This window comes from Bacillus cereus group sp. Bce019 (assembly GCF_051781745.1).
Taxonomy (GTDB): Bacteria; Bacillota; Bacilli; order Bacillales; family Bacillaceae_G; genus Bacillus_A; species Bacillus_A cereus.
This window is the reverse complement of record NZ_JBPWJX010000004.1, coordinates 1-20,003: the sequence shown is the minus strand read 5'-3', so window position 1 is coordinate 20,003 and position 20,003 is coordinate 1. Positions and strand designations below refer to the sequence as shown.

Here is a 20,003-nt window from a genome sequence, read left to right as displayed (position 1 = left end):
ATGTTTTTCTCAAAAAAGAAGAAAAGTTGACAAAAATAAAATAGGAAAGTGACATGCACTCCCCTATTTTATTTCTCTATGCATATGAATGTAAACCGGCAATAATTAAGTTTACTACAATAAAGTTAAACATAATGATTGCAAAACCAATTACTGCAAGCCAAGCTGACTTCTCTCCATGCCATCCTTTTGATAGGCGTAAATGTAATACTGCCGCATAAAAGAGCCAAGTGATAAGTGCCCAAACCTCTTTTGGATCCCAGCCCCAAAAACGTGTCCACGCTATTTGTGCCCAAATCATCGCAAAAATTAATGCACCTAATGTGAACACTGGGAATCCAATTGCAATAGATCGATATCCGATTTCATCTAGTAAATCACTATTCGTATTCTTTACTAACGGCTGAAGTGCCGCCGATACTCGCTTCCGTAAAACAAGTCTTAATACAATATACAGTAATGTTCCAACTAACACTGACCAAATAACAGTATTTAATTTTTTCGCATTTACAATCGCTGGAACTTCAACTGCCGGTTCTAATTTATTTTCTGTCAGTAACTTCCCTTCGTGCGGTCCAACTAAAGCCGGAAGATTGTATTTCATTTCCACTTGTTGTTCATTTTTATCAATCCATTGAAACTTCGCTTCATATTTCATACTAGAAAATACCGTTGTTACTCCAATAAATCCAACTGTACAAACAAGTGTAAATACTACCGTCTCTAGCCAAAATGTACGTTTACTTCTCGTCGATTGATCTACATTTTTCAATAAATACATAACACCTGTAATAAAACTAATCGCTAAAATGGCTTGTCCTGCTGCTGCCGTCGTCACGTGAATATGTAACCAATTACTTTTTAAAGATGGAATAAGCGGAGATATTTCCCTCGGAAACATACTTGCATAGGCAATTAATAAAAGCGCAACTGGTAATGCAAATAGTCCGATTATGCTTACACGGTACATAAAATACATGACAATAAATGCTCCTACAAGCATCATGCCGAAAAATGTACCGAATTCAAAAAAGTTACTAACTGGCGCATGTCCTGATGCAATCCACCTTGTAACAAAATATACTGTTTGTGCAATAAACCCTAACATTGTAATCGTTATTCCTACATTTGCCCATTTATGACCCTTTTCTTTAATTGCTCCCCCGAAAAATAGAGTGGCAATTAAATATAAAATAAATGCGGTAAAGAGAAAGTTACTACTTATTTGCACCATATCGTTTCCCCACCTTAACTAATTTTTTTATCAATTACTTTATCATTTGGCTGTGGAATTGCTGTACCTTCTAGTACTCTTTCAATATCTTTCTTTAAACCGAACCAATTTTTATTTGTATGCCCTGCAATCCACCATTCATCATTAACACGTTGTATCCAAATACGGCGATGATTCCAATACATACCTTGAATGACACCAACCATAAATATAAATCCTCCAATGCCGAGAATCCAAAGCGTTAAATCTTTTCTTACAGTAAGTGCTGTTGCATTTTGCATTTCAACACCTGCAAACGACATTTTATATTTGTTGTTTCCATCTGGTTCTATATTTTGCTGAATACCAACAAAACTCACTTCACCATCTGGTGTTTCAGGTGTAAACATTTTAAATACAAATGCAGGATTGTTTGGTAATTTCGTTTTTGTATTTGGTTTTCCATTCTCATCAAAATAAAAATCAGGAAAATAGCTTAATAGTTCTAGAGAATAACCATTTCCTAAATCATATTTTTCCTTAGGATTCGTTAAATCTACTTTAATTGGTCCCCACTTTTGATTATTTTCTTTATTTTGCAAGTTAAAGGACATACTTTTAAATTCACTTTCTTTATAATCCACTTGATACACTGCAAATTGATTAAATTTCAGTGGTTCATTCACTCGAATTTCCGCTTCTTTTACTTTTTCTAATTTCGGTTTTTGTCCTGCTATATTTTCTCCTACTGCTTTATATAATACGGCATTCGTTTGGAAGTTTTTCGCAATCATTTTATCGCCTACACGATCAATCGCTTCATCAAAAACTTCCTTGTCCTTACTTTTATCATAAACTTCTTTTATAAATTTCTCGTTTTTTAAGTAGTATTGTCCATCCGTCCCTGGTATTTCTTTCGTTTCACCGTCACGTAACCAAAGTGCTTCGTCTACGTACATACTCGGTAAAAAACGAAGCATCGCACCGAATAAAAAGATAATAAGACCGATATGATTTACATATGGACCCCAACGCGAGAAGCGTCCCTTTTCTGCTAAAACGTTTCCGTCTTCCACTTTCACGTTATAGTTTCTTTTCTTTAAATTCTCTTGCACTCTTTCCAGGTCACCTTCTTGCGGTGTACCAGTCCCATATAATCTCTGTCTCTTTAAAAAACTAGGATGTCTTTTTACGCCTTGCTTTTTTAAAGCTTTATAAAGTGGAATAACGCGGTCTAAACTACATATCACAAGTGAAATACCGATAGAAGCAATCAAAATCATATACCACCATGAACCGTATAAATTATTAAACCCTAATTGATAGTATAATTGTCCTAAAAATCCGTATTCTTGTTTATAATATTCAGCTGGTGCAATACCTGGAGTTATGTACATTTCTTGCGGAAATATAGTTCCTATCGCTGATGCAGCTAAAGTTATTACGATTAGCCATACACCTACTTTTACAGAAGAGAAAAAGCTCCAAATTTTATCGACTATCGTTTTTGTCTGCGTGAGAGATCTCCGTGCACTCCCCTCATAGCGCATATCCAATAGTTTTGCATTTTCATTGCTTTCAAATGGTTTCCCGCAAGCTTCACAAAAAACGGTTCCTATCGGATTAACATGTCCACATTCACATTTAATTTCTTTCAACACTCTCACCGCCCCTGTATCTATATGTACTATTGTATATTCTAACCTCAAGTTACCGCAATACTCAGAATTTTTAAACCAGAGGCACTATAAACACGTACCCCTTATGTAAAGGCTTTCTTTATTACGGAGTAATTTTCTTTAAATACCCTTCTAACTGTTCTTTCGTTTGTTCCCCTATAATTTGCTCCACTACTTTTCCATCTTTATCAATCAAAAAGCTTGTCGGTAAAGGACCTACTCCATATGTTCCTATAATCTTTTGTCCTTTATCAATGGCAACTGGGAATTTCAAACCATATTGGTTCACAAAGTTCTTTACTGCAATATCCGTTTCATCTGCATCTAACGCTATGATTTCAACGCCTTTTTCTTTATACTTTGGATATAATTCATTCATATAAGGCATTTCTTTTTCACAAGGTTTACACCACGTGCCCCAAAAGTTTAAAAATACACCTTTTCCCTTTAAATCTTTTAGTTCAATTTTCTTTCCTTCTAAATCCGTCACAATAAAGTTAGGTGCTTCTTTTCCGATTTGCATTTTCTCTTTATTAGCAAAGAATCCTTGATAAAGGGTAAATCCTACAGCACCACATAAAATGAGTAGAATAATAACGCGAAATAATAAGCGATTTTTCTTCATATTACCTCTCCTCTCCTCGGTAAATGTTATGTATTATCTTCTGTAAATGTTGTATTGAATAAATCACCAGCAGAGCACTCCACTGGTGAATTTTTAACTCTATAGCTTATCTTGGCTTTGTAGAAGCAAGCGCGCGTAATTGTTTCACCTCATGTGGTGTCAATTCTCTCGCATCACCAGGTCGCAGGCTTCCTACTTCTAAGAAAGCATAACGTTCACGTTTTAATTTCACTACTTTACAGTCTAACGCTTCAAACATACGACGTACTTGACGATTACGTCCTTCATGAATTGTTAATTGTACAATAGCCATCTCTTTACGCTTGTCCCAAGAAATAATTTTCACACGTGCTGGTGCTGTTTTACCGTCTTCTAACGTAACACCGCGTTCTAACATGCGAATTTTCTCACCTGTTAATGGCCCTTTTATTTTTGCAACATATGTTTTTTCAACTTTATATCTAGGATGCATTAATACGTTTGCGAAGTCCCCATCGTTTGTCATTAATAATACGCCAGACGTATCATAATCTAAGCGTCCGATTGGGAATAAACGTTGTGTAATTTCCGGGAAAAAGTCCGTTACAACACTTCTTCCTTTATCGTCTGATACACTTGAAATTACGCCAGTTGGTTTATATAGTAAAAAATAAACAGGTTCTTCTTTTTCAAGAGGGATATTATTTACTTCTACTTTATCTTGAGGAGTTACTTTTGTCCCTAACTCTTTCACTATTTTTCCATTAACTTTCACTTTTCCTTGCTGAATTAATTCCTCAGCCTTTCTTCTCGATGCAATACCTGCTTGCGCAATCACTTTTTGTAATCGTTCCATTTCTTTTTTTCACCTCGAATTTATCTTACCTTACATTAGAAAGACTTGGCAACCGCATACGCTTTACGGCTATTCGCTTCATCTTACTTAAACAACATAGCGATGATAATAAACATATAAAGGTCAAATCATGTTTTTACCCTTTATTATTGTCCATATTTTTCATATTTCTCACAATAAAAGTTCATCATTTTGTCAAAAATACCACATAAAAAAACCACTATTAAGCTACACCTTAATAGTGGTCGTATACGTATTATAAGCGAAATAGCGTAAAAAATGAATAGTATTACTGAAACAATAAAGAAACGAACACAATTGAGCATATAATCCCGATTAAATCTGCAAAAAGTCCTACTTTTAGTGCATCCCCCATTTTTCTAATCCCAACCGCTCCAAAATATACAGTTAAAATATAGAAAGTCGTATCTGTGCTCCCTTGCATCGTAGAAGCCAATCTCCCAATAAACGAATCTGGCCCATATGTTGCAATTAAATCGGTCGTAATACTTAAACCAGCAGAGCCTGAAATAGGGCGTATAAGTGCTAAGGGTACAATTTCTGCTGGAACATGGATTAAATCTAACATTGGCTTCATTACCGATATCATTGCGTCTAACGCACCTGAAGACCGGAATATAGAAATAGACACAAGCATTCCAACCATAAACGGTAAGATAGAAATTGCAATTTGAATCCCTTCTTTTCCTCCTTCAACGAACGATTCATACGTCGGCACTTTCTTTATCGTGCCATATAAAAGGATAAAACCAATTACACAAGGGATTACCCATAAGGAAATTGTATTTACAATGCTCATTTTTTCCGCCCCTTTCTACTCCTTCTTCGGTAAAAATAGCGGTCAATCCAAATTGCTCCAATCATAGAAAGTACTTGTGCAATAAATGTTACCCCAACAATTTCAGTAGGATTCGCTGATTCATACGTCATTCGAATCGAAATGACTGTCGTAGGAATTAATGTAATAGCTGATGTATTTAATGCTAGAAACGTCACCATAGAACGGCTCGCCGAATCCTTTCCTCCATTTAACTCTTTCAGTTGTTCCATCGCTTTAATGCCAAGAGGGGTTGCTGCATTACCTAGACCAAAAAAGTTTGCCATCATATTTGATAGAATAAATCCCATGGACGGATGATCCTTTGGTATTTCTGGAAACAACCTTTTTACTATCGGCATAAAAAGTGTAACTAATTTTTTTAACAATCCGGCTTCCTCTGCAATTTTCATTAAACCGAGCCAAAATACTAAAACACTAATAAGTCCTATACAAATCGTTACCGCATCTTTCGCTCCGTCAAATACAGCTTTATTCACTTCTTCCATCGTTCCATTTATCATGGCGTATACAATCCCAATGACAGCCATCGCTACCCATACGAGATTAACCATCGTTCCCAACACCTATCATGTAAGAAAAAATTTCTTTCACATTATTCCAGTAAAGTCCCGTTGTAGCTACTAACTTCCGTTTACTATAAAATAAATTCCGTTCCCCAACTTTCTCATTGCCAACATAAACATCTGTCTTTCCAACCTTTACTCCATCCTCAAGCTTTATACTTTTATCGAGTTCAACTTTTAATAACACGTTCTTTCTTTCCTCTTCAGTTAACGGCACGGAAAAACTATTTTTCGTATAAACATGGTTGGCATACTTCTTTTCATTTATTTCAGCAATTGCTCCTTGTCCTAAAACTTTCGTTTGTTTGAAACGGTCAAAACCTTTATCAAACAAATTCATATGATCATCCCAATCACTAGAGGCACTCAAAGTTACGACAATTAAATCTAGTCCACCTTTTGATGCCGTTGTAACAAGCGTTCGCCCAGCTTTCTTCGTAAAGCCTGTTTTTCCCCCTGTTGCAAATTCATAATAAGACGTTACCAGCTTATGTTTATTTTTCCACGGGTAATCCCAAGAATCTGATTTATATGTTTTGGTTCCAAAGATTTTCTTAAATGTCTCGTTTCCCATTGCATATTTCGTTAATAATGCCATATCGTAAGCCGACGAATAATGTGATCCATCTCCATCTAAGCCATGAGGGTTTGAGAAGTGCGTATCTTTCATTCCAATTTCTTTCGCTTTTTGATTCATTAAATATACGAATCCATCTATACTCCCGCCCACACTTTCAGCAATTACTTGCGCTGCGTCATTACCAGATCTAAGCATGAGTCCGTATACTAAATCTTCTAACTTCACTTTTTGTCCAGGCTTTAAATAGATTGCCGATCCTTCCACCCTCACCGCTTCATTACTAACTGATACCATTTTTTTCATCTTCCCTGATTCAGCAGCTAATAAGGCGGTCATAATTTTTGTTATACTGGCAATTTTTTGAGGCTCATGTTCTGCCTTTCCGTATAATACACGACCAGACTGTTGCTCCATTAATACAGCATTTCGAGCACTAACATTGCTGTTCATCTTTGCATATGTAGGAATCGGCATAACGCTTGCATACATCATAAGAAGCGTAATGATTACACAAATTCGTCTCATATTTCCCCCCACGTCCTTTTGGCACTTTTTGTACAAGTGTATGCTTGGCCTTTTAAAATATGAACGAAATCTTCCTTCTACTTCCATAAAAAAAGACGCAGAGAATTTGCGTCTAATATGGTGTCCATTCAATTTGTTTCGCAGTTTCAAACCTTTTTTCTACATCAGGCCAATTTACAACATTCCACCAGTTTTTAATATATTCATCTTTTCGATTTTGGTATTGTAAATAATACGCATGTTCCCAGACATCTAGTACAAGGAGCGGTATCGTATCCCATTGTGTAAATAATTGATGAAGTGTACTTTGCAAAATTTCTAACCTTCCAGACCGGGGTACCCAAACGAGAATTGCCCAGCCTGAACCTTCTACTTTAGAGGCTGCTTCTGTAAAATGTTTTTGGAAACGTAAAAAGCTCCCAAAATCTTGTTCAATTTGTTGTGAAAAAGTTCCTCTTGGACTTCCACCACCGTCTTTTTTCATGTTATTCCAAAATATCGTGTGTAAGTAATGACCTGACCCATGAAAAGCCGCTTCCCTTTCCCAATGCTTAATTAAATCAAATTTATTTGTTTTTCTCGCTTCTTCCATCATCTTCTCTGCTTTATTTAATCCTTCCACGTAACTCCGATGATGTTTATCATGATGTAACATCATAATTTCTTTAGAAATATACGGTTCTAACGCATTATATGGATAAGGTAATGGCGGGAGTGTATGTCCTCCAATTGGGACAGCTCGTTCACTATCCCCTCTTTCATATAATTCATATTCCTCTTCTTCTTGCATAAATACTTCCTGCAAGTGATGCTGAATATGTTCTACATCATCGCTTATTTCATACATAAACTCTGCATCTGTTTCATACTCATGCTCTTTCATACGCTCTAATAACGTCTGAATTTTATAAGCAAGCATATGGACATCATACACTTCCATTGCACGACTATCTAATACGTGAAGAACACTTTCACACCAATTTTCTACTTCATGAAAGTAATCTGTAAATACACCTTGCTGATTCATGTTGCACCTCCCTAATGCTATCCACTTAACTATATTCAATGAAAATCCCTTATATAACTGTACAAAAGGAAAAGAAGCTAAGTCACCTTAGCTTCTTTTCCTCAATCAATATTTGTGTAACATCTTTGTCTGATAATCCGTCTCATAATATTCTAGTTCTTCACGCATCAATTGAAATTTACCTTCTAAACTCTTCATCACTTGCTCTAAAGATGCAGGTGGTGTTTGTTGAAAAACGATAGAATTTTTCCCTGTATATGCAGACCGACTATTTTCATACCAATGATCACTCTTCGGTGAAAAAAACTCTGCAATTACTTGATGGTAAATCTTATATAAAATTTTTTCAGCTGCTGTTTTTCGAAATGGCTGGCTATTCAACAAAACAAAACATGCATCCTGTCCTTCTTCGCAAAAAACGAGAAGTCGTCTCATTGATGCTAATAACCCTTTATAATATCGCTCATTCCCTGCTGGTGTTTCCTCTAATAAAGAAGGTAACGTATGATAATTTACATAATTGGTTATCAAATTAATAGCATCTTCTAAAAATATAGAAACTTGTTCTGTTTGATTTTCAACCATCAAATTAGACATTTTTTCTCTCTCCTTTGCCATTTCACGCTATTTCTACTCTTTTATTTTTATGTAATTCAGCCAATATTTCTTGTACTTTCGACACCGTTCCCTCATCAAAATATTGTTGAAATTCTTCCATATTATTTAAATACAAACGTTTTTGCGCACGAAGCTCCTTATCTTTCATTAAACAACATATCGCTACAATATCGCGCAAATATATGTTTTGTTCTTCTACTTTATACACTGGATTTCCTTCAAAAGGAGTAATTTCTTGTAAAACTTCTTCAAAATATCGAACGTATAAAACCGAAAAAGTTTTCTCTTTACCATTTAATATATATGTCACTTCAGATCTGTTAAAAAAATCTTCTGATGTATTAGGTTTCTCTTTTTCTAACTCATATCCTACGTAACCTTTTATAATCATATACTCCCCCCTCACCCTTCTTTCACCTTATTCTAACTTAATTTTCTGATAAACAAAATATTCTTTTAAATATACCTATATAAAAAATAGCTCCCCTATACAGGAAATTACCTTTTTATTTTTCTTGAAGTTTGTCATAATAATATTATTGTCTCAGTTTTCTTATACAAGGAGAGTTGTATTTATGTCGTTTTCATGGAAACGTTTCTTACAAATCGGGAAAATTATCTTCCCATTTGTTGTATTAACAATTGTATTCTTTCAAGCAAAAAAAGAATTAGCTGGCATTTCTTTTTTAGAAGCGATTGATACAATTAAAAACATTCCAACTGGAGGAGTCTTTTTAGCAATTACACTTGGTGCATTCGCTGTATCAACAATGTTCTTTTATGACTATGTTATGCTTCGTTACTTAAAAGCTGACATTCCTGTCCAAAAGATTTTCCGTATCTCGTGGATTGCTAATACTTTAAATGGATTTATCGGGTTTGGTGGTCTTGTTGGAGCCGGCGTACGCACAATGCTTTATCGTCCATATATAAAAGAAAATGGAAAACTTATTAAAAGTATCGCTTGGATGACAACTGCCTTTATTAATGGATTAGCCATTCTTTCATTTCTTGGTCTTATCGGAATATTAGACACGAGATTTATTTTGCATGAAAAACCATGGCTATGGCCTGTTCTTATCTTCTTCGCTCTTTTCGTCCCTATATATATCGGATTTTCTAAATTAAAAAATAGAAAAGCGACGCAAACAGAGGAACAAGAAGAAGAGGAGAAAAACCCAACTGTTTTATACTCATTAGTTTCATTAGTCGAATGGGTATCTGCTGGTATTGTTATGTACGTCATATTACTATTATTTGGCATTGAAATCGAATTCCAAAAGTTTTTAGGCGTATATGTTATTGCTGCTTTAGCTGGTGTCGTTAGTCTTGTTCCTGGTGGCCTTGGATCATTTGATCTTGTCTTCTTAACCGGGCTTGGGCAATACGGCATCGATACAGGTGTTTTACTCCCTGCTATGTTATTATATCGTCTCGTCTATTACATCTTGCCCTTCTGCCTTGGTCTCATTTTTGCAGCTTTTGAAATGACAGGAGTAGCCATTAAAAAGTTTGAAGATAAACCTTTTATTGCGCCTGCATTAGAGACAACTGGTGTTATATGGACTTTGCAGCGTGACTTTCTAGGAAAGTTAGGTTCTTGGGCATCTGCTGCTTTAACAGTATTTGCTGGCTTAATGGTTATTTTATCAACCATTCTACCGACAAGTATAAATCGGGCACACGCCTTACATATTCTAGCTCCAAAACATCTTATTCAATTTTCTTTTAGCTTATCGCTAACATTCGGTATTCTCCTCCTCATTCTTTCGCGGGGGATATATTACGGAACAAAACGTTCTTATTATATGACGATTGTTTCTTTAATTGGAGCGGCTATTTTTAACACACTAAAAGGAATTGATGTTGAAGAAACTTTTATTTTATTAATCGTACTCGCTGTATTGTATATGCTTCGTAAAAGGTTTGTACGTGAGAAAATGGAAGTCTCACTTTCCGATATCGTAAAAGTTTTTATATTCCTACTTGTAACGTTATATTTATATAAAAACTTAGGTATTTTATTTGCAGGTGCAAAAGAAGCTTTCAAACCTGATTTTGTCGTTCGTAATATTACACAAGTAAAACGAAGTGCATTAGCAGCTGCCTTTTTTGTTCCTACTTTTTTACTAATTGGTTCACTCATTGCAAATCGTTATCGAAATGAATTTCCCGGGCAACCAGCTAATGATAAACGATTACAAAACTTCTTAGATGAACATGGTGGAAATGTACTTAGTCATTTAGGTTTTTTAGGAGATAAACAGTTCTTTTTCAGTAGTGATGGAAAAGCACTCATTCTCTTCTCAATAACTGGAAAACGACTTATTGTACTTGGTGATCCAATTGGGGCCCCTTCCTCCTATCGTACTGTATTGCAAGAGTTTTTAGCTGAGGCTGATCGATTTGGATACATTTGTGTATTCTATCAAATTGAAAGTAAATGGATGAGTTTATACCACGATTTTGGTTATAACTTCTTTAAGCTTGGTGAAGAAGCTGTTGTTGATTTAAATACCTTTACAATAACAGGAAAGAAACGCGCTGGCATGCGAGCTACTTTCAACCGTTTTGAAAGAGAAGGCTATACATTCTCTATTCATGAGCCACCTTTCTCCGACGAATTATATGAAGAGTTAAGAAAAGTTTCAGATGCATGGCTTGGTGGAAAAAAAGAGAAAGGTTTTTCACTCGGATACTTCGATCGTGAATATATTAGTCGTGCTCCTATCGCAACATTATCTGATGCGGATGGAAAAATTATTGCATTCACAACATTCATGCCTGTATATCAAAACGGATCATTATCTGTCGATTTAATGCGATATTATCCAGATGCGCCTAGCGGCATTATGGACGCAATTTTCATCCACTTATTCCAGTGGGCAAAAGAAAATGAATACCACTCCTTTAATATCGGTATGGCACCACTTTCAAATGTTGGTTTATCCACACAGTCTTTCTGGTCTGAACGAGTGGCTGCTGCAATCTTTAATAACGTTCGTTATACGTATAGTTTCAGCGGATTACGACATTTTAAAGAAAAATATAAACCAGCATGGAGCGGTAAATATTTAGCATTTAGGAAGAATCATTCTTTACCAATTACAATGCTCTCTGTAACAAAATTAATAGGAAAAAGAAAAAACAGCTAAATTCTTAGCTGTTTTTTCTTTTTTGAACTTGTACAATAAATTCTTTTTCATACTTCTTACCATTTATATAGAAATTCCCCCACATTTTATACGTGCCCTCGGCAGGAAATGTAATTCGGTATTGTAATTGCTCATCCGTATCTACAGGCATAGCGTATAAAAAATTCTCCTTCGTTTCATCCACTATATAGAGTGACTCTACTTCTCCTCTCTCTGAATGCAATTTCAATTTTTCACCCTTTTTCGCTTGAAACTGAAATGTTAACGTAACTGGTTCATTCGGATGTAATGCGCCAAATAAAAGAGAAACTTCATACTCTCCTATTTTTTTTGTAAGTACACTGTCGATTGGAAATTTCACTTTTTTCTTATTGTTCTCCTCTTTCGTTCTACCAAAATTCTTCCTAGCGAATGACTCTACGGACTTATTTTTGTCTTCGTATAAAAATATTGTATATTCTTCGTCTTTCGCTATTTTGGAAGATAACTTATATGACCCGTTCCCTGCAAATGTGGGTTTAATTTGTTGTATGTTTTTTAACTGTCCATCTACAATCACTGCCCGCATTTGATCATTTACACCACGAATTTCATTATTCTTGTTGTTTAACAACTGAAATACAATATCTACTTTCTCATTTCCCTTTCCATTTGAAACATCCCACTTTACTTCCTGAACATCTCCTACAGTCTCTTCGTTTTCTTGATATTTTTTTATGTAAAATCCTCCTGCCACAATAAGTACTAACGCAATAAGCCCAATGACAAGATTTTTCAAAACATCACCTACCATTTTTATTGTCTCTATTCATACAAAACTTCTTAAGATATATATTCTAGATTATGATTTATGAAATCCTCCTATTTTGCACATATTACAAATAATAAAAAGATTTTAATTGAAAGGATTCGTAGTGTATAATGCAAATGATATTGATTTCTATCAATACATTATAAGGAGGACTTTTTTATGAGTGTACATATCGAAGCAAAACAAGGCGAAATCGCTGAATCTATTCTATTACCTGGTGATCCATTACGTGCAAAATATATCGCTGAAACATTTCTAGAGGACGTTACTTGCTATAATAATGTGCGTGGTATGTTAGGTTTCACTGGAACTTATAAAGGAAAACGTGTATCTGTTCAAGGTACAGGTATGGGTGTTCCTTCTATTTCTATTTATGTAAACGAATTAATCCAAAGCTACGGAGTTAAAAATTTAATTCGCGTTGGAACTTGCGGTGCAATTCAAAAAGATGTAAAAGTTCGTGATGTTATTATCGCAATGACGGCTTGTACTGATTCTAATATGAACCGTTTAACATTCCCAGGATTTGATTTTGCACCAGCTGCAAACTTTGACCTTTTAAAGAAAGCTTATGATGCTGGAACTGAAAAAGGATTACACGTTCGTGTCGGTAACGTTTTAACAGCAGATGTGTTTTATCGTGAAAGCATGGACATGGTTAAAAAACTTGGAGATTACGGTGTATTAGCAGTAGAAATGGAAACAACTGCTCTTTACACATTAGCAGCGAAATACGGTGTAAATGCATTATCTGTATTAACAGTTAGCGATCACATCTTCACTGGCGAAGAAACAACATCTGAAGAGCGTCAAACTACATTTAACGAAATGATTGAAATCGCTTTAGATGCAGCAATTCAACAATAATACACTAAAGAACTTGTCATACGTCTGGCGAGTTCTTTTTATGTGACTTTTTATAAATAACTACTTTATAAAGAGACAGATTTCTCCCCTCTACTTTCTTGTAACGTTTGTTATAATGAAGTGAAACTTTAATCAGTGGAGGTTTTTTCCATCCCCCACTGATTATTAGTTGAACCAATCGGATTTTACGGGCAATAAGACTCCCTTGTATTCGCCGAATTTTGAAGTGGGAGTCTTATTGCCCGTTAAAGCGGGATAAAGAAATCATTTACAGTATTTCTCATAAGAGGTGACGCAGTGAAAAACAGAAGTATCGTCTTTAAACTATTTTTATTAACATCCACTTTATTTACAATCATATTCCTACTTTTTTTCCTAGGACAATCTCTATTTTTAGAGAAATTTTATATTAATAAAAAAGTAAAAACAGTCCAAACTGCTTTTGAAAAATTCGTAGATAATTATGATAAAAGTGATAAAAGTTATGAGCAGGTTAGAAAACTAAAACAAGAATTTCATGATAAAACAAATGCCGATATGCAGTTTTTGGATTCTAACGGTATTATTAAAAGTGATAACAATTACTATATCGATGTATTTAATCCCAACAATAATAAACAGTATTCCATTCCACTCAACAATCTTTTAACACCAGAAGAATATAATAAATTCGAAAATTTAGGTTTAAAAAAAGATGTAATAATCAATGTTGATGGAGTCGTACAAGAGAATAATATAATCACACCACAAAAATTAGGAACGAATTATAATCAATGGCAGAACGAACATTTCTATTCGGATTTTCAGTCAATTAATGGTAACCCTTCTAAGAACAGACTTGCAAGCCGATACAAATCTACAACTCGAATCGTCTTTACAGGTGTTATAACTAAGTTACAGCTCCCATCCAAAGCGGAGGTTCGTCTTGCAAATGATATTGAAACATTACAAGCCGTTCAATATTTTGCAGATATGATTAGAGAGGGCACTTCTAACTCGAACCAATTAAGTACTTTCATATTAGATGGCGGAGAAAATATAAAAAATAGTATCTTTGTAAAACCTATTATAGAAAATGGAAGGATTACAGAATACGCTTTTGCGATAGCATCTTTGCAGCCTGTTAATGAAGCGATGCTCGTTTTAAAAGATTATTATGTCTATGCCTTAATCATCGTGTTTCTCGTAATTATTTTGTTATCCTTCTACTACTCAAAAATCATTGTTAAGCCATTAATTAAAATAAATCGTGTTACAAAAAAAATGGCTAATTTTGATTTCAGCGAGAAATTACCTGTTACAGCTGACGATGAAATTGGCGGGCTTTCTGGCAGTATCAATACATTATCTGTAAATTTAAAAGATCGAATCGATCGATTAAATGTTGCTAATACAAAGTTACAACAAGATATTGAACGTGAACGTCAATTAGAAAAAACAAGAAAAGAATTCATTTCTGGCGTATCACACGAATTAAAAACACCGCTAAGTGTAATTAGAAGTTTTGCAGAAGGAATTAAGGATGGTGTTAGTAAGGATACTTCGTATTATACTGATGTTATTTTAGAAGAAACAGAAAATATGAACAGGCTGATTGTTGAAATGTTAGAATTAGCAAAGTTGGAATCTGGTACTTACAAACTAGATATGACGACGTTCTCAATCGGTGAATTAACGCAACAAGTCTACACAAAATTATTATTTAGCATGGAAGAAAAACATTTACAAGTGAACATCGATGCAGACCCTTCTATACTTGTTAAAGCAAATCGCAGTCGCATTGAGCAAGTAGTTGTGAACTTACTAAGTAATGCAATCCGTTATACGCCAGAGGGAGAAAAAATACAAGTCTCCATTATAGAAGCAGAAGATACCGTAAAAGTCGAAATCGAGAATACAGGAAACCCTATCCCTGAAGAAAGTCTTGAAAAAATTTGGGATCGCTTCTATCGTCTAGATGCATCACGTAGCCGTCACACTGGAGGTACCGGTCTCGGATTATCTATTGTAAAAAACATTTTAGACCTCCATCATGCCGAATATGGTGTGTATAATACGACTAACAGTGTTGTATTCTATTTCAATTTACAAAAAGTAAAAGAAGTCAAATAATTTGTCTTAATTTCACTAGGAGTTCACATGAAATTCACACTCTCCCTTTATAGTAAGAAACAAGTTAATCCTTTCCTTTACACATATAAAAGAGGAGAGTGCGTGAAATGAAACAAGCAGGACAACCTATTCAAAATGAAAAACAATTAGAAACTATCAAAAATATGCTTTTACAATCTTCGAAACGTGATGGCTTATTATTCGTATTAGCTGTAAATTCTGGCTTAAAAGTAAGTGAAATCTTACAATTAAAAGTTAGTGATGTAATCGATGAAAATGAAAATGTTCGCCATTCCATTTTATTTTACAATGAAAAAGTGAAGAAACATAAATGGTTTGCTGTAAATGAAGACTTACAGCACGCAATCGAAGACTACATGAAAGAACGTAAAACTTGGAAACGTAATGAACCATTGTTAAAATCTCAAAAAGGAACAAAATCTATTACGAGACAACATGCATGGTACATTTTAAACAAAGCTGCAAAAGAAGTTGGATTAGAAGGGATTAGCTCACATACACTTCGAAAAACTTGGGGTTATTGTGCATACAAATCAGGTGTTGATATTGCATTTTTACAACACTTCTTTGATCACAGTACTCCATCAAAAACTTTAAAGTATATCGGTATTGCTTAATAACTCTTATACATAAAAAAGGTTACCATTTGAAAATTTGGTAACCTTTTTTATATTTCATATTCTCTTTTCTTGTCTCTCCTATACTGTAGTGGTACTCTAATAATAAGGGGGAGAAATTATGAACACACTTACAATTGAATTACCAAAAGAAACGGCTGAAAAACTTGATTTATTAAAACAAGCTTATGAAAAGAAAACAGGTGCTTCTATCTCTGAGAGCACTCTCGTTCAAACACTTATCTCAAAAGAATTTATCCAGGCGATAACTCCTTTTGATTTACAACAATTCGTCAACGGAAAAGAACAGCATTAATGCTGTTCTTTTTTTATCTCTATTTAAAATATACAAAGTTTTTTATATATTTTTAGAAAAACCATTGACAATGATAATGATAACCATTATCATTTATTATGAAGCCAACAATTGATGAATCAACCAAACGCTCAGTAACATTGTTACCCCTCTTTTTCATATAGAAAGGCACTGTACATTCCCCCTGTTTGTACAGTGCCTTTCTTGTTTATTATCATTCAAAAAAATTTAATTGCTCCGGCTTCGGCTCACCATATGTAATGTTCATCATTTTCATAAGCTGTTTCGCATTATCTGCTGCATCCCCACCTGAATTGTTGTTAAACAGTACGTATATATCCTTTGTTTTCTTTTTTAATTGCTCTAATCGTTCAACCCATTCTTCCAGTTCTTTATTGTTGTAGCGATATAAACAGCGAACCGCTCTCCAGTTTTCTCCTTTATCAAGCCAACCATGAACATTTCGACCGTGAAAACGTATTAATGCCATGTCTGAATTCGTAACCTCTAACACGATTGGCACAGAACCTATCCCAGCCTGTGGTTCATCACAAATTGTATGAATCCATTTCTCTTGTTCTAGAAACTGTAACGTCCTATCTCTCATTTCTGGATAAAACCATGTTTGATTTCGAAATTCTATTGCACATGGTAAACCTTCCATTTTTTCTTTCGTATATCGAAGAAAATCTACATTTTTCTTTTTACAATCAAACCATGGTGGATATTGAAATAAAATCGTTTTTAATTTACCAGCTTCAATTAAAGGAAGAATAGATTGTTTATATACATCAAACATCTCATCGAACGTAGAAAAAGGAATTTCACCTTTCATATGTCCTGTCATTCCTTGATATGCTTTTACGATAAAAGAAAAATCTTTCGGTGTTTCCATTGCCCATTTTGTATAGTTTCGTGCAGGTTGCATCGCATAAAATGAGCTATCCACTTCTACTATAGGAAAATACTCGCTGTATGTTCGTAATTTATTTCTATTTTCATAGGGATTTATGTATAAAGAATCATGATCTCCCCATCCTGTCACTCCAATAAACAGCACATATACCCCTCCCTTTTTAACTTCATCTTCTATTCACTTTCCAAACACTTTGCATCATGTAGCCTTTTCTTTAAGAGTATCCTTATAAAAATATGATATACTATATGGAAGAATTTTTAAAATGAGGGGTTATTTATTTATGCTTCCAAACGATGCTACTGTATCTCATGAAAAACGAATTGAAGAACTAGAAAATAAAGTACGTTTTTATGAAGAACTTGTGAATCAATTACCACATCATTTCACATACAAAAATCCACATATTGGTTTACGAATAAAGAAAACTAGAACAACCCATTCCATTCAAGAAATACCAAAAGAGAATAAAGAGGCTCATTTTCAACTTACTTGTGATTCATTATTTTTATTTGAACAACTCGAAAAACACTTTGTACATATTTTTGATGCCTTTTCACATCATGTAACCTTTGTCGATAATAAAGGGAATATTACTTTATGTAATCAAGTTGCTGCAGATGATTTCGGTGTAATACGAAATGATATTATCGGAAAACCGATTCAACAATTACTAAACTTGCCGGAAGAAAAAATTAAAGCGATTGAAACATTAAAAACGGGAACAGAAATATATAATGAAGAAGTTTTAGACAAAAACTATGGCATTATAAATAACCGAATTATTCGTGATTATAACGGGGAGATTTTTAGAGTTATTAGTGTCTTTCATTATTTAAATACAGAACGTGATGCAGAGAAGTTTTCGTTAGCAGGGCGAATCGCAGCTGGAATTGCACACGAAGTACGAAATCCTCTTACAACAGTACGAGGATACTTACAATTTTTACAAGAAAGTGTTTCTCCATCTAATAAAGAACTATTTAAAAATTTACTTATTCCTGAATTAGATCGAGCAAATAGTATCATTACAAAATTTTTATCTCTTTCAAAAACACGTGAATTTAAAAGAGAACCCTTTCCCATTAATACATTTTTACGTGAGTATATTCAACAGTTACTAGCTAGCGAAGTCTTTTTACATAACATTTCAATTGATTATAATTTTTCTACCGAATTAGATGATATATTAGTTCATATTGATCGTCATGAACTTGTGCAAGTTTTTTTAAACTTATTCCAGAACGCTGTCGATGCTCAAGGAGAAAAAAAACTTTCTATCCAAATCACTAGTTACCGCCTAGATAATTTTGTTCGTATTACTTTCACTGATAATGGGACTGGTATTCCACCAGCGATTCAAGACTATATCTTTGATCCATTCTTCTCAACAAAAGATTCCGGCACAGGTTTGGGCTTGTCAGTAACGAAAAAAATTATTCAAAATCATAACGGTACATTAAAAATGACTAGTAATGAAAATGGTACTACTTTTACTATTTCAATTCCAATCTTACCTAAAACAGCCCTTGAAAGATTAAATCAATACAAATAAAATCCAATCCACGAACTGCATGTCAATTGTTACACCCTTCAACAATTGACATGCAGTTTTTATGTTGAACTTTTCTTCTTTACATTATATAAAACCTTCTCTATATTTTACTTATTTTTTGCTAGCTGGGCCGATTTCTTATTTTTTTAGAAATGGTAGTTTGTCCAGCACGGATTTAGTAGAAATTTCATTTTAATATATAGTAATGACTATTGATTCTATGAAAGAAAGGAATGAAAAGATGAACAATAAAAATAAAGGAAAAGTATTTTATGGTAATGATTGTTGTGAAGTCAGAAATTACAGTCACATTAACATCTCTAAGTCCGAACTTACAGAATTCGTTAGACTTCTTCAAGCTCTTGGCCAAGCTATTCAAGCTGTCTTTCAAAACCCTTCTCAAAATAATATAGATAACTTGATCGCTGCCCTAAATAACTTACAAAAATTCCTCAATTGCTTAGATTTATCTCCAGCACAAAAACAAATTGGAAATTCTATTATTGCTAATCTATTAACTATTTTAAGAACAACACCTTTCTCGTGCGGAGCATTGTACGTTGAGCTACAAAGCTTGCTTAATTATTTATTGTATATCGCTAAGTTATTCAAAGTAGATTGTTGTACGATCGACAAACTAGTTAGACTCATAACAGAGATCCAAACTATCCTAGTTCAATACGGATCAGGTTGTCTTGGAGGTGGAGGAGCAACAGGAGCAACAGGCGCTACTGGCGCTACTGGGCCTCAAGGACCGGCGGGTGCTACTGGTGCTACCGGGCCTCAAGGACCGGCGGGTGCGCAAGGTGCTACTGGACCTCAAGGACCTCAAGGTGCTCAAGGACCAGCGGGTGCTACTGGTGCTACTGGTGCGCAAGGTGCTCAAGGACCAGCAGGTGCTACGGGTGCTCAAGGTGTTCAAGGACCAGCAGGTGCTACTGGATCTCAAGGGCCTCAAGGTATTCAAGGACCAGCGGGTGCTACTGGCGCTACGGGTGCTCAAGGTGCTCAAGGACCAGCGGGTGTTCAAGGTGCTACTGGACCTCAAGGGCCTCAAGGTATTCAAGGACCAGCGGGTGCTACTGGCGCTACGGGTGCTCAAGGTG

General features: G+C 34.8%; 19 protein-coding genes. 7 read left to right on the top strand and 12 right to left on the bottom strand.

Annotated elements, in window-relative coordinates:
• Positions 1-76: 76 nt before the first annotated feature.
• The 10 genes from resC to ACS2QP_RS08320 all read right to left on the bottom strand — a co-directional run bounded on the left by resC (position 77) and on the right by ACS2QP_RS08320 (position 8,918).
• Complete coding sequence (resC, locus tag ACS2QP_RS08365) at positions 77-1,234, bottom strand: cytochrome c biogenesis protein ResC (protein ID WP_000250100.1); 1,158 nt, start codon at positions 1,232-1,234, stop codon at positions 77-79.
• A 14-nt stretch (positions 1,235-1,248) separates the two neighbouring features.
• Positions 1,249-2,874, bottom strand: a complete 1,626-nt coding sequence (gene resB / locus ACS2QP_RS08360; RefSeq protein ID WP_078420947.1) for a cytochrome c biogenesis protein ResB — start codon at positions 2,872-2,874, stop codon at positions 1,249-1,251.
• 121 nt (positions 2,875-2,995) lie between these two features.
• Positions 2,996-3,517: a thiol-disulfide oxidoreductase ResA gene (gene resA / locus ACS2QP_RS08355; protein ID WP_000742192.1), complete on the bottom strand. Its 522-nt coding sequence runs from the start codon at positions 3,515-3,517 to the stop codon at positions 2,996-2,998.
• Positions 3,518-3,623: 106 nt separating this feature from the next.
• On the bottom strand, positions 3,624-4,352 hold the full coding sequence (rluB, locus tag ACS2QP_RS08350; RefSeq protein ID WP_000440556.1) for a 23S rRNA pseudouridine(2605) synthase RluB: 729 nt from the start codon (positions 4,350-4,352) through the stop codon (positions 3,624-3,626).
• Between the two features lie 289 nt (positions 4,353-4,641).
• On the bottom strand, positions 4,642-5,172 hold the full coding sequence (spmB, locus tag ACS2QP_RS08345; RefSeq protein ID WP_000029514.1) for a spore maturation protein SpmB: 531 nt from the start codon (positions 5,170-5,172) through the stop codon (positions 4,642-4,644).
• Entirely contained in the window at positions 5,169-5,765 is a 597-nt protein-coding gene (gene spmA / locus ACS2QP_RS08340) for a spore maturation protein SpmA (RefSeq protein WP_000247811.1), read from the bottom strand. Before spmA ends, spmB begins: the two co-directional genes overlap by 4 nt.
• A complete protein-coding gene (locus ACS2QP_RS08335; RefSeq protein ID WP_078420946.1) occupies positions 5,758-6,882 on the bottom strand; it encodes a D-alanyl-D-alanine carboxypeptidase family protein in 1,125 nt (374 codons plus the stop codon). The genes spmA and ACS2QP_RS08335 overlap by 8 nt, the downstream gene beginning before the upstream one ends.
• A gap of 112 nt (positions 6,883-6,994) precedes the next feature.
• A complete protein-coding gene (locus ACS2QP_RS08330) occupies positions 6,995-7,909 on the bottom strand; it encodes a superoxide dismutase (RefSeq protein ID WP_001075741.1) in 915 nt (304 codons plus the stop codon).
• Positions 7,910-8,014: 105 nt separating this feature from the next.
• A complete protein-coding gene (locus ACS2QP_RS08325) occupies positions 8,015-8,506 on the bottom strand; it encodes a YpuI family protein (RefSeq protein ID WP_000067557.1) in 492 nt (163 codons plus the stop codon).
• Between the two features lie 22 nt (positions 8,507-8,528).
• Positions 8,529-8,918, bottom strand: a complete 390-nt coding sequence (locus tag ACS2QP_RS08320) for a hypothetical protein (RefSeq protein ID WP_000584367.1) — start codon at positions 8,916-8,918, stop codon at positions 8,529-8,531.
• 184 nt (positions 8,919-9,102) lie between these two features.
• Here ACS2QP_RS08320 and mprF point away from each other — a divergent pair, with 184 nt between their 5' ends.
• Positions 9,103-11,682, top strand: coding sequence for a bifunctional lysylphosphatidylglycerol flippase/synthetase MprF (mprF, locus tag ACS2QP_RS08315; RefSeq protein WP_000010845.1), 2,580 nt, complete (start codon positions 9,103-9,105; stop codon positions 11,680-11,682).
• Between the two features lie 4 nt (positions 11,683-11,686).
• Here the strand turns inward: mprF and ACS2QP_RS08310 are convergent, their stop codons facing one another.
• Positions 11,687-12,475: a hypothetical protein gene (locus tag ACS2QP_RS08310; RefSeq protein WP_000232610.1), complete on the bottom strand. Its 789-nt coding sequence runs from the start codon at positions 12,473-12,475 to the stop codon at positions 11,687-11,689.
• A 177-nt stretch (positions 12,476-12,652) separates the two neighbouring features.
• Here ACS2QP_RS08310 and deoD point away from each other — a divergent pair, with 177 nt between their 5' ends.
• From deoD to ACS2QP_RS08290, 4 genes are all read left to right on the top strand, one after another.
• A complete protein-coding gene (gene deoD / locus ACS2QP_RS08305) occupies positions 12,653-13,360 on the top strand; it encodes a purine-nucleoside phosphorylase (RefSeq protein WP_000110707.1) in 708 nt (235 codons plus the stop codon).
• Between the two features lie 297 nt (positions 13,361-13,657).
• The gene (locus ACS2QP_RS08300; protein ID WP_000797516.1) at positions 13,658-15,472 is read left to right on the top strand and encodes a sensor histidine kinase; all 1,815 of its coding nucleotides are present in this window, start codon (positions 13,658-13,660) and stop codon (positions 15,470-15,472) included.
• A gap of 107 nt (positions 15,473-15,579) precedes the next feature.
• Positions 15,580-16,110, top strand: a complete 531-nt coding sequence (locus ACS2QP_RS08295; protein ID WP_438882331.1) for a tyrosine-type recombinase/integrase — start codon at positions 15,580-15,582, stop codon at positions 16,108-16,110.
• Between the two features lie 121 nt (positions 16,111-16,231).
• Positions 16,232-16,426: a DUF3924 domain-containing protein gene (locus tag ACS2QP_RS08290; protein ID WP_001094860.1), complete on the top strand. Its 195-nt coding sequence runs from the start codon at positions 16,232-16,234 to the stop codon at positions 16,424-16,426.
• A 214-nt stretch (positions 16,427-16,640) separates the two neighbouring features.
• Here the strand turns inward: ACS2QP_RS08290 and ACS2QP_RS08285 are convergent, their stop codons facing one another.
• Positions 16,641-17,486 carry a DUF72 domain-containing protein gene (locus ACS2QP_RS08285; RefSeq protein WP_438882330.1) on the bottom strand — a complete coding sequence of 282 codons (846 nt, stop codon included), beginning with the start codon at positions 17,484-17,486 and terminating at the stop codon, positions 16,641-16,643.
• 139 nt (positions 17,487-17,625) lie between these two features.
• On the opposite strand from ACS2QP_RS08285, the gene ACS2QP_RS08280 reads away from it, so the two are divergent.
• Positions 17,626-18,897 carry an ATP-binding protein gene (locus ACS2QP_RS08280; RefSeq protein WP_153580897.1) on the top strand — a complete coding sequence of 424 codons (1,272 nt, stop codon included), beginning with the start codon at positions 17,626-17,628 and terminating at the stop codon, positions 18,895-18,897.
• A 241-nt stretch (positions 18,898-19,138) separates the two neighbouring features.
• A partial coding sequence (locus ACS2QP_RS08275) for a collagen-like repeat preface domain-containing protein (RefSeq protein WP_438882390.1) occupies positions 19,139-20,003 on the top strand: 865 nt, incomplete at its 3' end.